The 15,305-nt window shown below is 61.6% G+C and carries 13 protein-coding genes, 1 tRNA gene and 1 pseudogene; all 15 read left to right on the top strand.

The genetic code is table 11. The annotated features are described in order from the left end of the window. Window positions 1-227 precede the first annotated feature (227 nt). The 15 genes and pseudogenes from AC6UAL_RS01015 (at window position 228) to secY (ending at window position 15,208) form a co-directional block, all read left to right on the top strand. A complete protein-coding gene (locus tag AC6UAL_RS01015; protein WP_500681489.1) occupies window positions 228-998 on the top strand; it encodes a hypothetical protein in 771 nt (256 codons plus the stop codon). Between the two features lie 55 nt (window positions 999-1,053). Beyond that, a complete protein-coding gene (gene pilM / locus AC6UAL_RS01020; RefSeq protein WP_500681490.1) occupies window positions 1,054-2,922 on the top strand; it encodes a type IV pilus assembly protein PilM in 1,869 nt (622 codons plus the stop codon). 22 nt (window positions 2,923-2,944) lie between these two features. Then, complete coding sequence (locus tag AC6UAL_RS01025; RefSeq protein WP_500681491.1) at window positions 2,945-3,826, top strand: hypothetical protein; 882 nt, start codon at window positions 2,945-2,947, stop codon at window positions 3,824-3,826. 20 nt (window positions 3,827-3,846) lie between these two features. Beyond that, entirely contained in the window at window positions 3,847-4,995 is a 1,149-nt protein-coding gene (locus tag AC6UAL_RS01030) for an Amuc_1099 family pilus-like system protein (RefSeq protein WP_500681492.1), read from the top strand. Window positions 4,996-5,077: 82 nt separating this feature from the next. Next, window positions 5,078-7,828, top strand: a complete 2,751-nt coding sequence (locus AC6UAL_RS01035) for a secretin GspD/PilQ domain-containing protein (RefSeq protein ID WP_500681493.1) — start codon at window positions 5,078-5,080, stop codon at window positions 7,826-7,828. A 511-nt stretch (window positions 7,829-8,339) separates the two neighbouring features. Next, a tRNA-Glu gene (locus AC6UAL_RS01040) sits at window positions 8,340-8,412 on the top strand. Window positions 8,413-8,474: 62 nt separating this feature from the next. Further along, window positions 8,475-9,860, top strand: a complete 1,386-nt coding sequence (locus AC6UAL_RS01045; RefSeq protein ID WP_500681494.1) for an MATE family efflux transporter — start codon at window positions 8,475-8,477, stop codon at window positions 9,858-9,860. Window positions 9,861-10,118: 258 nt separating this feature from the next. Then, window positions 10,119-10,328, top strand: a pseudogene (gene rplX, locus AC6UAL_RS01050) (50S ribosomal protein L24); the annotation flags it as partial. A 90-nt stretch (window positions 10,329-10,418) separates the two neighbouring features. Further along, complete coding sequence (gene rplE, locus AC6UAL_RS01055) at window positions 10,419-10,991, top strand: 50S ribosomal protein L5 (RefSeq protein WP_500681495.1); 573 nt, start codon at window positions 10,419-10,421, stop codon at window positions 10,989-10,991. A 12-nt stretch (window positions 10,992-11,003) separates the two neighbouring features. After that, window positions 11,004-11,405 carry a 30S ribosomal protein S8 gene (rpsH, locus tag AC6UAL_RS01060; protein ID WP_500681496.1) on the top strand — a complete coding sequence of 134 codons (402 nt, stop codon included), beginning with the start codon at window positions 11,004-11,006 and terminating at the stop codon, window positions 11,403-11,405. 29 nt (window positions 11,406-11,434) lie between these two features. After that, window positions 11,435-11,974, top strand: coding sequence for a 50S ribosomal protein L6 (gene rplF / locus AC6UAL_RS01065; protein WP_500681497.1), 540 nt, complete (start codon window positions 11,435-11,437; stop codon window positions 11,972-11,974). A gap of 29 nt (window positions 11,975-12,003) precedes the next feature. Beyond that, complete coding sequence (rplR, locus tag AC6UAL_RS01070) at window positions 12,004-12,354, top strand: 50S ribosomal protein L18 (RefSeq protein ID WP_500681498.1); 351 nt, start codon at window positions 12,004-12,006, stop codon at window positions 12,352-12,354. A 17-nt stretch (window positions 12,355-12,371) separates the two neighbouring features. Further along, on the top strand, window positions 12,372-13,007 hold the full coding sequence (gene rpsE / locus AC6UAL_RS01075) for a 30S ribosomal protein S5 (protein WP_500681499.1): 636 nt from the start codon (window positions 12,372-12,374) through the stop codon (window positions 13,005-13,007). 29 nt (window positions 13,008-13,036) lie between these two features. Beyond that, complete coding sequence (rplO, locus tag AC6UAL_RS01080; protein ID WP_500681500.1) at window positions 13,037-13,498, top strand: 50S ribosomal protein L15; 462 nt, start codon at window positions 13,037-13,039, stop codon at window positions 13,496-13,498. 228 nt (window positions 13,499-13,726) lie between these two features. Next, window positions 13,727-15,208 (top strand): preprotein translocase subunit SecY, encoded by a 1,482-nt coding sequence (gene secY / locus AC6UAL_RS01085; protein ID WP_500681501.1) that lies wholly within the window; start codon window positions 13,727-13,729, stop codon window positions 15,206-15,208. Window positions 15,209-15,305: the final 97 nt, after the last annotated feature.

Consider the following 15,305-nt stretch of genomic DNA (forward strand, 5'->3'; position numbering starts at 1 on the left):
ACAGAAACGCAGGCGCTGCAAGGCTAAAAGTCGGGCAGAAACGCCCCCGGCGCCCGTGAACAAGAGCCGCCCCGCGCTGTCGCCTTGGGGTGCCTCGGCGCTGTGCTTACTCACTCCTACGTCGAAAGAGGCGCACATCTTTCAAAAAAAATGAGAGTCCTGCAAGATTCTTCTCGCCAAAGGGCTCCCCCTTATGCTATATAAATACCACACATCTGACTTTTGCCATGAAAAACATCCTGCTTACCGCCATAACCGCCGTGATCTGCGGCTCAACCCTGCTCAGCGCTGAAGACGTCACCAAGCTCAGAGTCGGACTCGCGGACAACGCACCGAAAACACTGGTGCCTCAGCCTGTAGCCATCCCCCAGATTCCCGCACTGGCCGCCGGTAAGCGCAAAGACGCCGTCGATGATTGGTACGTGATCAACGTGCCCGTGCAATTCGTCGGCACCGCCCCCTCCAGCAAAGAGAAGAACGCCTGGGTGACCGACGTAACGCTGCGTATCCACCTGCGCGCCGAGGGCAAGGACGGCAAGAGCGTCCACCTGACCAAGACGCTCGCTCTCTCCGACGTGCCGCTGCGGAGCGGATCCGGAGACAAGGGCAGCTACAAGGGCAGCTACAACATCGGCATCTTCCTGCCGCAGCGCAGCTACGAGATGATCGCCGGCAGCGAAAAGGGCAAGATTAAAGTGTTCGCCTACGCCGTAGAGGCCGCCTTCAACGGCGAAGTCTGCAAGCGCCCCAAGGACAGCGTCGTCGAGACGCATGACAGCTCCGTCAAGCTCAAGCCCACTTGGTACAAGCGCTCCAAGTCCAAGGCGAGCTCGGCCAAGGTCTACGCCATCTCCGAAACACCCTTTGCTCCGTACTACGGAGCAGCTTACCCGCGCCCGAATCCGATCTACGGAGCACCCGTTGTCGACGAGTCCGTCTTCGGCAAGGGTGACGAGGCCGGCGATGGCGCCTCCGAGAGCAGCGATGCCGAATCGTAAGCCCTCCGACCCGTCACCTTCTCATCAAACCCCATCCCCATACTGATTCAAACATATGGCTGATTTCAAAACGACTGTCGCCCTAGAGATAGGCGCACAGAGCGTGAGCATGGCCGTCTTCACACCGGTCGGCAAAGGCTTCGCGCTCTCTCGCTACGCGCGCCGCGACGTGCTGCTCGACCCGGTGGAAGAAGGCATGCGCATCGATTACGTGAGCAACGCCATCGGCGAAATGGTGGAAGAACTCAAGGTGCGAGGCAGCGAAGTTCGCAACGTCGTCTCGGGCCAGCAAGTCTTCATGCGCTTCATCAAGCTGCCTGCGCTCGACATGAACGACATCTCCGAGCAGGTCGGGTACGAAGCGCAACAGCACATTCCGTTCCCCATCGACGACATCGTCTACTCCTATCAGGAGCTCGGCGAAAGCCCCGACGGCGAGCGCGAAGTCCTGCTCGTGGCCATCAAGAAAGACCTGCTGGACAGCCTCAACAGCCAGGTGGAAGGCAACGGCCTGCGCACCCGCAGCGTCGACTGCTCCATCACCTCGCTCTACAACGCCTACCGCATCAGCTATCCGGAAGAGACCGAGTCCGTCGTCATTCTGGACATCGGCGCCAAGACCACCGACATCATCTTCTCGGAGAACGGGCGCTTCTTCACCCGCTCCGTCACCGCGGCCGGCTCCTTCGTCACCAACTCCATCTCCCGCGAGTTCGGCATGAGCTTCCGCGAGGCTGAGAAATTCAAGATTGAGCACGGACAGGTCTCGCTGGGCAACGGGCACACCGACAGCATGAGCGAAGAAGACGCCGCGCTCGCCACCGTCATCCGCACGGCCATGAACCGCCTCAGCTCGGAAGTGCAGCGCACCATCAACCACTACCGCGCACAGTACAAAGGCAACCAGCCCTCCAAGGTCTACATCTGCGGCGGCGGCGCCCGCATCCCCTATGCCGTCGAGTTCCTGCAGTCCGCGCTCAACCTGCCCGTTGAGTTCCTCAACCCGCTGGCCGCCTTCTCCGTCGGCAGCAAGGTCGATGCGGAAGCCCTTGCGCTCGACGCGCTCTGCCTCGGCCCCGTTGCCGGTGCAGCCGTCACGGGCGCGAAGTGCGGCGAGTTCAACATCGACCTCGTTCCCACGAGCGTCGGCAAAGACCGCGCCGAAAAGCAGCTCATCCCCTGGACGGTGGCCGCCGGCCTCATCGCCGTCGTCGGCGCCGGCGTCTACGCCTATTCGGCCGACGCGCGGCTCAGCGAACTCAACGACGCCCTCAGCGCGGCCAAGACCGCGATCCGCAGCGTCGACCGCATCAGCTCCGAAATCGAAGAGCTTCAGGCCGGCATCGAAGACGACTCCGCCGTCCTCGATGAAATCAACGGCATTGAAACACAGCGCCGCGTCTACGCCGCCCTGATGCGCCAGCTCTCGGATCGTACCTCGTCCTACAAGTTCTGGATCACCGAGTTCTGCCCGCTCGTCAACTACAAGACGCAGCCCGTCAACCCGCAGGCCCTCGTCTCGTACCGCCTCATTCGCGAGCGCAACCAGCAGAAGCAGGGCAGCAGCATCGTCACCCCCGGGTCGAGCGGCGAGGAAGAAGAAGCCTCCGCGCCTGAGGTCACCGCGATCTACATCAGCGGCTACACCCTCTGCGACCCGACGAAGGGCGACAGCGACAAAACGCACCAGAACGCCGTGCGCGACGCCGTCATCAACCGACTGGAGACCGACAGCTACGGCGAATCCTACTTCGACCTGACGGCCAACGACGTGAGCAACAACGAAGCCCTCTACATCAAGTTCGATACCGGTGACGACAAGAAATCCCGCGGCGCCTCGGCCGCCTACGCCCAGCGCTTCCACATGGTGCTGCCGCTGCGCGAACCCGTTGCCGTCCCCGAGCTGCAAACACCCGAGAACTGAAACCTAAGGCCTTAGCACATCCATGAATATCAGCGAAAACAAACGCGTGATCGGCATCTCAGCCCTTTTCCTGATCGCCTTCGGCGGCCTGATGTACGTCGGCTACAGCGCGAGCAGCGAAGCGAGCGTCTGCGAGGAAGAGCTCCTGAAGATCTCGGACAAAAACAAAAAATACAGCAGCGCGGAAATCAGCCCGACTCCCGGCAACGTCAAGCGACTGGAAGAAATCGCCAAGACCCTCTCCTCCGAGCGCAAAGCCGCTGCCGAAGAGTTTGACGCCTACCGCCGCCACTGCATCAAGTGCAGCGCCGTCGACAAGGGAACGGACTACCAGACCCTCCTGCTGACCGACCGCGGCGCCTACCAAGCCCTCGCGAAGGAGAAAGGCTGCCAGCTCAACGGCAACACGGGCGACTACTCCCTGCCGCAAAACCACTTCAACGGCCAGCCCGAGCGCTCCCGCCTGCCCGTCCTGAGCTTCCAGCACCACGTGCTGCACGATCTGCTCACCGGCATGATCAACGACGGCATCAAAGCCGTCGACGGCATCTACATCGCACCGGCGCCCGTCAACACCTATGAGGACGGCGACGACGAATGGAACTACGAGCCGCTCAGCTTTGAAATAGACATACGCGTTCCGCGCGGCGTCCTGCCCAAAGTACTCAACCGCCTCGTCAACGATCGGCAATACCTCGTCACCCTCACCGGCATCTCCGTGAGCAACAAATCGCCGCTCGATCCGCTCGACGCCGTGGCTCCGACCGTGATGGATGCGGACGGCAACGTCCCCGCCACGGCCCCCGACAAAGAAATCGCCGTCATCAAGGCCGGACGCCCCGATGAGACCGTGTACGTGCACCTCAACCTCAGCGTGCTCTACTTCAACAACAAAGCTCAGTAACTCAAACGTTCTCAAACGATATGGCAGACAATAACAACGTCAAGGCGAAAGTTACGGCACTGACCGTCGGGTCCGTGCTGGGCATCATCGGCCTTGGGCTCGGCGCGGTGAATCTCATGGGAGACAAAGCCGGCGTCGCCCGCTTCGCGCCCTCGAAGATGGATCGCGAGACTGCTGCGGAACTGAGCAGCTCGCTCGATGCCCTTCGCGAAACGCAAGCCATCAACGCCACCGTGGCGGAGGTCGCGCCGCTCGAAGTTCGCAAAAAAACGACCGGCGGCAAACCCCCGCGGCTGGCACCCATCTTCTTTGCCCCTCAGCTCTGGCAGATCCGGCAGGGAGACCACAACACCGTCGTCGATATCTACGACGAACAATCCCCCACCATCCACGAAGGCATCCCGAACCTCTGGTTCATCGAGAACGGCCTGATGGCCGACATGGGCAAGGCCGGTGCCGCTGACATGGACAGCGACGGCGACGGCTTCACCAATCGCGAGGAGTACACCGCACAGACCAACCCCTCCGACCCCGACTCCTGCCCGCCCGTCGTAGGCGGCAGCATCGTCAAACTCGAAGCCACCAAGGTCGAGACCACGCGGGCCCAGCTCCTGCTTGAGGCCATGTTCGCCGACCCGAGCTACAAGACGGACACCGTCGGCATCACCGTGACGCGCCTCACCAAGAAAGGACTGCCCACCAAGGACAGCGAGAAGAAGGACTACAAAGTCGGCGACGACGTCAAAGTCCTCAAAGAAGCGAAGCGCTTCCGCATCAAGGAATTCGCCACCAAGGAATTCCCGGCCGCCTACGACCCGTCCGTCAAGGAGACCGAGCGCGTCCTTGTCCTCGAAGACTGCTACAACCCGAAGGCCGCGCCCATTTCCGTGCGCGCCGGCAGGCCCCGCGCCAACGAGCACGCTGAGCATCGCCACGGCATGGACATAGCCGACACGGCCGTCACCTTCCGCATCACCGCCGGCAAAGACCGCGGCAAGGAGTTCAAAGTTCTGCTCGGTCAGGGCTTCACCGTGCCGGGCTGCCAAGCAGCCTGCACCCTCCGTGAAGTTAACGAAGTGCAGAACTCCGTCACCATCTCCGTGCAGGGCGTCGAAAGCCCCATCAACGTGCCGATGGCTGCGGAAACAGCAAATAACAGCGCAGAATAATCTAAAATCGAAGAATAATCCCACTTTTTTCAACTGTAGACTTTACATCCGGGCAAATTTCTGTCATAAGTAATCCATTACCATGAACCACGCACCTCTCACAATCACGAAGCGGACGCTGACTCTCATGGCCATCGCGGCGAGCTGCCCCTTTGCGCAGGCAGACACGCAAGGCTATCTGAGCACCTCCACTGCCGCAGGCACGAGTGTGGTAGGGCCGACAGCCACCTACAGCGGCACGGGCTCGGCCAGCATTGACACTCGCGAAAAAGCACGTCGCAAGGCGTTGATGGATGAAGCCAAGATCCTCCTTCAGGAGGGCCGCACGGCGTACGAGGCCAAGAAGTACAAGATGGCCCTCGAGAAGTTCCAGGCGGCTTGGGAGCGCATCCCGAAGGCCCCTGCCACCGCCAAATGGCAGGAGCACATCATTGAGTGCATCGGCGATGCCTCAATTGCCGTCTCGATGGAATACGCCAAGATCGGTCGCTACGATGACGCCGAACAGCTTCTGCTCGACGTCCTGCAGCGCGACCCGAACAACCGCCTTGCCCAGCGCCGCCTCGAAGAGCTGCGTGACCCCATTCGCAACAACCCCGCGCTGACGCCCGAGCACGTCAAGAACGTTGAGGAAGTGCAGCGCCTGCTCACCTTGGGCCACGGCTACTACAACCTCGGCCAGTTCGACCAGGCCTACCAGACCTTCAATCAGGTTCTCAAGATTGACCCGTACAACAGCGCTGCCCGCCGCGGTCAGGAGGCCGTCAGCCAGCGCAAGCAGATGTACTACGGCACCGCTCGCGATGCCTACCGCGCCAAGGCTCTCTCCGACGTTGACGCCATGTGGGAGGAAGCTCTGCCGCAGGACACGCCCAGCATTGAGATGGGCGGCAGCGTGGCCGAGCCGATTTCGCCCAACCAGCTGCGCAACAACGAGTACCTGATGAACATGCGCATCTCGTCCGTCAACCTGCAGGAAGTGCCCATGTCCGAGGCTCTCGACTTCCTGCGCGGCGAGGCTCGCAAGAACAACATCGCGCTCAACTTCGTCTTTGAGAAGCCCAAGACTCCGGCCGCAGCTCCCGCCGCTTCGTACGACGATGACGACACCATCGACGACGAAGAAGAGGTCGAAGTCACCGTCGTGCAGCAGCCCACCGAGGCCATCATCCCCGAGCTCAAGGTGCAGGACATCAGCGCCAAGGACCTCCTCGAGATGATGTGCAACGTCTCCGGCTGCCAGTACCGCGTTGAGGACAACGCCATCGTCGTCTACCAGACCGGCTCCAGCGAGAAGATGTTCCGCCGCCAGTGGAAGGTGCCGCGCAGCTTCTTCGTCGACTCCGAGCAGAGCAGCGGTGAAGACGACTACTATGAGGAAGATCTTGATGATGGCGGCCTTGGTTCCGGCTCCAAACCCGGCATTGACGCTCTCGCCACTCTCAAGAACGCGGGCGTGAACTTCCGCGGCGACGCCAGCGCGAAGTACTCGACCAGCACGGGCATGCTGACCGTCTACAACACGCCGGACAACCTCGATGCCGTCGAAGAAGCCATCTCTGCATGGCGCCGCAAGATGCCGCAGATGGTCAAGGTGAGCACCAAGTTCGTGGAAGTCTCGCAGACCAACGAAGATGAACTGAGCTTTGACTGGGTGGTCAATCCCTTCTCCATCAACAACTCGGGTAACCTCTACCTCGGTGGTGTGAACGGCTCCGGCTCGTCCCCGACGCGCACGGAGGGTGACTTCGTGAGCAGCGGCGGCAGTGCTTTCGGCAACAACTACAACGGCAACGGCTCCTGGCCCATCAGCAACACGGGCGGCCTTACGGACGCCTCGTCGCCCATCAGCAACGGCCTCATGACCGGCGGTCTGCGCTCGGGCACCGGTGCTATGAGCGTCGGCAAGCTTGACTCCCTGCTCAGCTCTGCTTCGAAGGACGCGGCGGCCAGCTCCTCGCCTGCTCCCGGCATCCTCTCGCTGACGGGTATCTTCGACAGCGGCTCGTATCAGATGATCATGCGCGGCCTCTCGCAGAAGAAGGGCGTGGACGTCATGTCCGCCCCGAGCTTGGTGGCTCGTCCCGGCGAGCTCGAGTACACGCCGGATCCCGATCCGCTGGCCTCTGACCAGAACGGCGACAACGGCTGCGCCAAGATCGAAGTGGTGCGTCGCTTCATCTACGCTTCGAACTACGACCCGCCCGAGATTGACGCCGGCGGCAACAACAACTGGAACAACAACAATAACAACAATAACAACGGTGGCGGCGGCATGCCCATTGCCTCTCCGGCCAACCCCTCCGAATGGGCCGTTGAAGAAGTTGGTATCGTGATGCGCTTCAAGGTCGCCGAACTCAGCGAAGAGAGCGACATCATCCAGTTCGACCAGTTTGAAATCAAGGTGGTGGACTTCGAAGGCTTCATCAACTACGGTTCGCCGATTACCGCCGGTATCACGAACCAGACGAAGATCGAGCACATCACGCTGACGGAGAACCGCATCGACATGCCTGTGTTCAGCCGCCGCTACATCAACTCGAACCCCTGCATCTACGACGGCTACACCATCGCGATCGGCGGTTTGATTGAGGACAACGTGCAGAAGGTTGAAGACCGCGTGCCCGTGTTCGGTGACCTGCCCCTCGTCGGTCGCTTCTTCCGCAGCAACGCAGAGTCGCATGTCCGCAAGAACATGATTGTCTTCGTCACGGCTGAGAAGATCGACCCCACGGGTAAACCCACCCGCCATCGCGACAAGGGCACGGGCGACGCCCCGACCCAGCCTGAGGCTCCCAGCCTCTTCCCCGATGACGGCTTGGCCAATCCCTGATCAACAAGGTTCACGGTAAAAGGAGCACCCCATCCTGCACAGGCAGGGTGGGGTGTTGCTTCTTTGACGGGGAAGGGGGGGCGGCTTGCTCGCGGTCGCGCGTTGCGCGTAGGGTCAGCGGCGCAAACAACAGCGTTGCCCATGAGCGGCGGCACAGACAATGGCGGCGCAAAGAGCGGCGATCAGGGGCTCGCCGTCGGCAGCGCACCTCGCTCCACGGGACTGCGTGCTCGCGCTCTCGGCGAAGAGCCGGCCGCCGCGCCCGGCCGCCGCGCCCGGCAGACTCAGCCCCTCGAGCCGTCTCCCTGCGCTCGCGCCGACGGACGGGCGCCCCGCCGCAGGAGTTTCGCAGCAGCGGCGAGGCGGGAGTCCCATCCCTTCCGCTGCGGCCAACGCGAAAAATTTGCCAACATGCGAAAAATCTTCTTTTTTTGCAAAAAAAATGAAAATTATGCTTGCCAAGTGCATACAGCTCCTGTAAAATGCCCCCACGCACATCACTGTGCCCCATGTCTGGATCGTCTAGAGGCCTAGGACACCCGCCTTTCACGCGGGCAACACGGGTTCGAATCCCGTTCCAGATGCTCAGGCAAGCTCCTCCCCGAGGCAGCTTGCCTTTTTTAGCAGCTTCTGAGTCTCCACCACGATGAACGCGCTTGCACAGACGCTCAGACGCTGGGTCGTACCCGGCGAGCTCCGACGCCTGATGGCCCTGATGATTCCCCTCTACATCGCCAACATGATGTACGTGGGCATGGGTGTCATTGACACCATCGTTGCGGGACGCGCCAGCTCGAGCGATTTGGCCGGTGTCGCCTTGGGCAACTCCGTCACCAACCCCATCGTCTTTTCCCTCGGAGCCGTTCTGACCATCGTCGGCCCCATGGTCTCGCGCTTGCGCGGGGCAGGGCAGTTCCAACACGTCGGCCTCGTGCTCAACAACGCGAAAATGCTCGCCTTCGGCCTCATCGTCGTGGCCGAGCTGGCCCTCTTTGCCGGCAGCCGCGTCTTTGCGCTCATCTCGCCCGAGGATCCCGAAGTCGCGCGCATTGCCCAAGAATACGTGCTGATGATCATGCTCGGTGCGCCTGCCTCCATCCTCACGCGAACCGTGCAGGGGCACTTCGAGGGCTTCGGGCAGACGCGACCCACGCTTGTGCTCTCCTCCATCGCCCTGCTCACGAACATCCCGCTCAACTTCCTGTTCGTCTTCGGCTGGTCCTTCGTGCCCGCCATGGGCGGTGCCGGCTGCGGACTGGCCACGGCCATCATCCAGTGGATTATCTTCTTCGGTCTCTTCGCCATCATGCGCTTCTCGACCACGCACCGTCGCTATGCTCGGCAGCTCGTCGCGTGGCGCGCGCCCGTGCGTCCTCTCATCGGCCGCATCTTCCGGCTGGGCTTGCCCATGGGAATCGCCACGCTCAGCGAAGTAGGCTTCTTTTGCGCCGTCACCCTCGTCCTCGCACCGCTGGGCAAAATTGCCGTCAGCTCGCAGCAGGTCGCGCACAACGTCTCGTCCATCATCTTCATGCTCCCGCTCAGCCTCGGCATCGCCGCCTCCATCCGCGCCGCCTTCCACATCGGCGCCGGCAACAAGGCGGCCTTCGACGACCTGGTGCGCACCGCGCTGGTAACGCTCTATTCGCTGGTGATCCTCTTCGTCGTCGCAACCCTAGCGCTGCGGGAGCCCATCGTCGCCGCCTACACCGACGACCCGGCCATCGTCGCCTTGGCATCGACCCTGCTCATCTACTGCGCCGCTTATCAATTCCCCGACGGCACGCAGGCGCTCATGGGCGGTCTGCTGCGCGGCTGTCAGGATACCACCGTCATCACGTGGGTCACCGTCGTCTGCTACTGGATCATCGGCTTCCCGCTCTCCTACCTGCTGATTCGCACCGACCTGATCTGCCCCTCGCTCGGAGCCGTGGGCGGCTGGGTGAGCTTCATCATCAGCCTCACCATCGCCGCCGTAGCCCTCAGCCTGCGCTTCGCCCGCACACGGAAGCGTGTCTTCGAGAACCGCTGAAGCGCCGAAACGCCGAAAACCCTCCGCGCAACGCCGGACGGCCGAGCAGCCGGACGGCCGAACGCTTGGACGGCGGAGCCGCCCCGCCCGCGGCGAAGCGAAACAAAACGCGCTGCGGCGTCATAAAAGGGCAGAAAAATCAGCCCGAAAAGCCAAAAGTTGTAATTTTGCTTGACGAGTCGGGCAGAGGAGTGTATATTTCTGCCCCACACTTGCAGGTGCAGTGTGGATATCCATAATCGAACAACAACACACACGATGAAGACCCACGTGAAGAAAGGCGATGACGTTGTCGTCATCTCCGGCAAGAACAAGGGCAAGCGTGGTGTCGTGAGCTCCGTGAATGCCAAAAAGCAGACCGTCATCGTCGAGGGTGCCCGCATCCTCAAGAAGGCGGTGAAGCCCAGCGAGGCTGATCCTGAAGGCGGCATCAAGGAAGTTGACGGCCCCATCCACATCTCGAATGTGAAGAAAGTGAGCTGAATGCCCAACGGCAGCAACTCCGCGCTTAAGCCATCAATCACAACACATTAACCCAAGAGCTGACCCGCTAACACCATGAGCACACCTACACTGCTTACATACTACAAGGAGAAGGTCGTTCCGGCCCTCCAGGCGAAGCACAACTACAAGAACGTGCACCAGATCCCGCGACTCGAGAAGATCGTGGTGACGACGTGCATGGGCAAGCACCCCGACCGCAAGCAGGCCGTCGAGGATGCCGTCGCTGAAATCGCCAAAATCACCGGCCAGAAGCCGGCTATGACCTACGCCCGCAAGAGCGTGGCTAACTTCAAACTCCGCGAGGGTGAAGTCCTCGGCGCCCGCGTGACGCTGCGTGCTGCCCGCATGTGGGAGTTCCTCGATCGCTTCATCAACATCACGGCTCCGAACATCCGCGACTTCCGTGGCCTGCCCACCAAGTCCTTCGACGGCCGCGGTAACTACGCCATCGGTATTCCTGATCAGTCGATCTTCCCCGAAATCGAGCTCGATCAGATCAAGCGCAACATCGGTTTCGACATCATCTTCGTCACCTCGGCTCCGACCGATGAAGAGGGTCGCGACCTGCTTGCTGAGCTGGGCATTCCCTTCCGCAAGCCGAACAAGAAGACTGAAGAAAAAGCCTAACCACACACGACCATGGCAGTATTAAGTGATCCTATCGCAGATTTCCTGACGCGTGTGAAGAACGCCGGCATCGCCCGCGTCGAATACTTCACCGCTCCCTACTCCTCCATCAAGGCCGAGATCGCCCGCATCCTCGCTGAGGAAGGCTACATCTGGTCCTTCGACGTGGTGGGTGAAGGCAAGGACAAGGCCATCAAGGTCAAGTCCAAGTACAACAAGGACGGCAAGTCCGTCATCACGAACGTGAAGCGCTGCTCCAAGCCGGGCCGCCGCCAGTACGTCCGTTCCGCCGAGATCCCGACCGTCATGAACGGCTTGGGCATCTCCATCGTTTCCACCTCGCAGGGCATGATGACCGGTGCCAAGGCCCGCAAGCTGCAGATCGGCGGCGAGCTCATCGCGATCATCTGGTAAGTTGAACCTCTAACCTCTTTCAGAATACAATGTCTCGAGTAGGTAAGAAAGTGATTACGCTTCCCGCAGGTGTCACCGTTTCCGTCAAAGACGCCACCGTCACCGTCAAGGGCGGCAAGGGCGAGCTGAGCCGGACGCTGCCTGAGGGCATCAGCGTCAGCATCGAAGAGAGCAACCTCACCGTCAACCGCGCCGACGATTCCCGCAAGCTGCGCGCACTGCACGGCACGAACCGTTCCCTGCTGGCCAACATGGTTGAGGGCGTCTCCAAGGGCTTCACCAAGGAGCTCGAAATCGTGGGCGTGGGCTTCAAGGCCGCCGTCAAGGGCAAGGACCTTGACCTCGCTCTGGGTAAATCGCACCCCATTCTTCACCCGATTCCCGCCGGTCTCACCGTGACCGTGACCGACAACACCAAGGTGAAGGTCGAGGGTATCGACAAGCAGCTCGTGGGTCAGTTCGCCGCCGAAGTGCGTGGTTACTACCCGCCGGAGCCCTACAAGGGCAAGGGCGTGCACTACGTGGGTGAGCACATCCGTCGCAAGGAAGGCAAGAGCGTTGGCAAGTAATCATTAACAGAACACACACGTTTATCACTATGAGCACTATCAATCGCAAAGCCATCCGCAACCGCGTTCATGCCCGCATCCGCAAGAAGCTTGCCGGCACCGCTGAGCGCCCCCGTCTGGCTGTGAGCTTCTCCAACCAGCATGTCTATGCCCAGGTTATCGACGACACGAAAGGCGTGACGCTCTGCGCCGCCTGCACGAAGAACCTGGATCTCAAGAAGGCTAACCTCGAGACCGCCGCCAAGGTCGGCGCTCTGGTTGCCGAGCGTGCCCTGGCTGCAGGTATCACCGAGGTCGTTTTCGATCGCGGCGGCTTCCTCTACCACGGGAAGGTCAAGTCTCTGGCTGATGCAGCTCGCGAGGCCGGTCTTAAATTCTAAACAGAAAGGTTTGAAGAATGAACACTGAAGAAACGAAAGCTCCCGAAGCTGCCGCTGAGTCCCCCGCCGCTGCCCCGCAGCAGCGCGGCTCCCGCGGCCCGCGCCGCGACGGCAATCGCCCCGGCCGCGGCCCGCGCCGCGATGGTCGCCGTGCCGAGGCCGCCGTTGAGGATGGTCCTCAGCTGATGGAAAAGGTCGTCTACGTGAACCGCTGCGCCAAGGTCGTCAAGGGTGGTCGCCGCTTCTCCTTCTCCGCCCTCATCGTCGTGGGCGACCAGAAGGGCAAGGTCGGCTACGGTTTCGGCAAGGCCAACGAGGTCAGCGATGCCATTCGCAAGGGCACCGATGCCGCCAAGCGCGCCATGAAGAACGTGGTGGTCGTCAACGAGACCATCCCCCACGAGATCTACACGGAGTTCGGCGGTGCCAAGATCGTTCTCAAGCCCGCCGCTGCCGGTACGGGTCTTGTGGCCGGCAACAAGGTGCGTGCCGTTCTTGAGGCCGCCGGCGTCAACAACGTCATCGCCAAGTCCCTCGGCTCCTCCAACGCTGCCAACGTGGTCAAGGCCACGATGCAGGCGATGCTGAGCATGCGCACGGCCGATCAGATTCTTTCCGAGCGCGGTAAGAAGAAGAAGGACGCTGCTATCTGAGCAAATAACCCCTAACCAAGATTCATCCTATGTTGACACTTGATACACTTACGCCGAATCCCGGTGCCAAGCATCGCAAGAAGCGCCTTGGCTGCGGCGAGAGCTCGGGTCTGGGCAAGACCTGCGGCAAGGGCAACAAGGGCCAGAAGGCTCGCTCCGGCGGCTCGATTCGCCCGGGCTTTGAAGGCGGCCAGATGCCCCTTCATCGCCGTCTGCCCAAGAAGGGCTTCAACAATGCCCGCTTCAAGTCGCGCATTGCCATCGTCAATCTCTGCCAGCTCGAGGCTTTCTTCGAGGCCGGTGCTACGGTGACGGAGAATGAGCTGCGCGCCGCCCGCCTCATCAAGGGCAGCTGCGACGGCGTCAAGCTGCTCGGCAACGGCAACCTCTCGAAGGCTCTCAACGTGACGGTCGACTTCGCCAGCAACGGCGTGGCGGAGAAGATTCAGGCCGCCGGCGGCACGCTCTGCGTGCTGAGCGCCCAGGCGTAAGGCGCAGGGCTTTCGCCCCGCCAACGCCTTTGAATACACATCACTCCACAGAGCCGGGCAGCGCAGCGCTGCCCGGCAGCTGTGTGAGGAGGGGCTCGGAGCATCGCGCCGCCCTCCTCCTCCTCCTTCAGCAGAGCCGCGGCCGAGCCGTCGCGCGTCTGCCCCTGCGACGGGCTGCTCTCTGCTGCAACGCTGCACGAAGCTTTTTCACATCAACGAAAGAAGAACATGTTAAGCGCTTTCGCCAACTCAATGAAGGTTCCGGAGCTCCGGAGACGCATTTTCTACACGCTCACGATGATTGTCATCGTGCGCTTGGGCGTGCATCTGCCGCTGCCCGGCGTCGATGTTCAGATGGTCTCCTCCTATCTGGAGCAGGCCATGGAAGACACCAACAGCCCGCTGGGCGCCATGGGTTCGCTGCTCACCATCTTCTCCGGCGGCGGTCTCCAGCAGATGGGTATCTTCGCTCTGGGTATCATGCCCTACATCTCCGCCTCCATTATGACGCAGCTCATGGGGGCGGTCATCCCGCGCTTCCAGAAGATGCTGCGCGAGGAAGGCGGGCGCCAGAAGATGACGAAGTACACGCGCATCCTCGCCATCATCATTGCCGTCATTCAGGGTTACATGCTCACGGCGACGCTGAGAAACCCCGATCGCATCGGCCTCACCGGCCTCGGCGACGTGGTGCTCAACCCCGGCCCGATCTTTACGATCACCACCGTCTTCATCATCGTGACGGGCACGATGTTCCTCATGTGGATCGGTGACCAGATCACCGAGCGCGGCATCGGCAACGGCGTTTCGCTCATCATCTCCGTCAACATCATTCACGCCCTGCCCGGCGCCTGCAGCGTCGCGTGGAAGACCTGCGTGATGAAGGGCACGGAAGTCAACCCCCTCGGCGCTCTCGGCATGGTGGCGCTCATCTGCTTCATGGTGTTGGTCGTGGCCCTCGTCGTCATCATCAACCAAGCGCAGCGCCGCATCCCGGTTCAGTACGCCAAGCGCGTGGTCGGGCACGGCAAGATGACGCAGGGCGGCACGCAGTACCTGCCGCTCAAGTTGAACTACTCGGGCGTGATGCCCGTCATCTTCGCCACGGCCATTCTGGCTCTGCCGAACTTCGTGCTCATGCAGCTCTTCAGCGCGGACAGCCCCGTGCACACCTACACCTCGTGGCTGCTTTCGCCCTCGGACTACCCCTACTACATCATCTCCTCGCTGATGATCTTCTTCTTCTCCTACTTCTGGGTGGCGACCATGTTCCACCCTCAGCAGATCTCCGAGGATCTCAAGCGCGGCGGCGGCTACATCCCCGGCGTGCGTCCCGGCCCTCCCACGGCGGCTTATCTCGACACGACGATGACGCGCCTCACCTTTGCCGGTTCGCTCTTCCTGACGCTCATCTACTTCCTGCCGACGCTGCTGCACACCTGGGGCGGTCTTGACTACATGGTGACGAACTTCTTCGGCGGCACCTCCCTGCTGATTCTCGTCGGCGTGCTGCTCGACATGATGCGCCAGGTCGAGGCGACGCTGCTGCAGAAGAACTACGACGGCTTCATGAAGCGCTCGCGCGTCCGCGGCAAGTACTCCCGCCTGCAGGGGACGGGCTCGGCCGCCGAGAGCCGCAGCATCGTGCTGCTCTGGGTGGTGATCGCCGTGATCGTGCTGGCCGGCCTCATCATGATGCAGTTCCAGTAAAGAGAGCCTTTCGTCTCCCTTACCCCTTTCGCGGGCGCTGCCGATGCAGCGCCCGCTTTTTTTTACCGCCAAGGCGCTCGCAGACGCCGCCGGAGGC

Origin of the sequence: Candidatus Parakkermansia intestinigallinarum, assembly GCF_944389695.1 — a bacterium.
Classification (GTDB): Bacteria; Verrucomicrobiota; Verrucomicrobiia; order Verrucomicrobiales; family Akkermansiaceae; genus Akkermansia; species Akkermansia intestinigallinarum.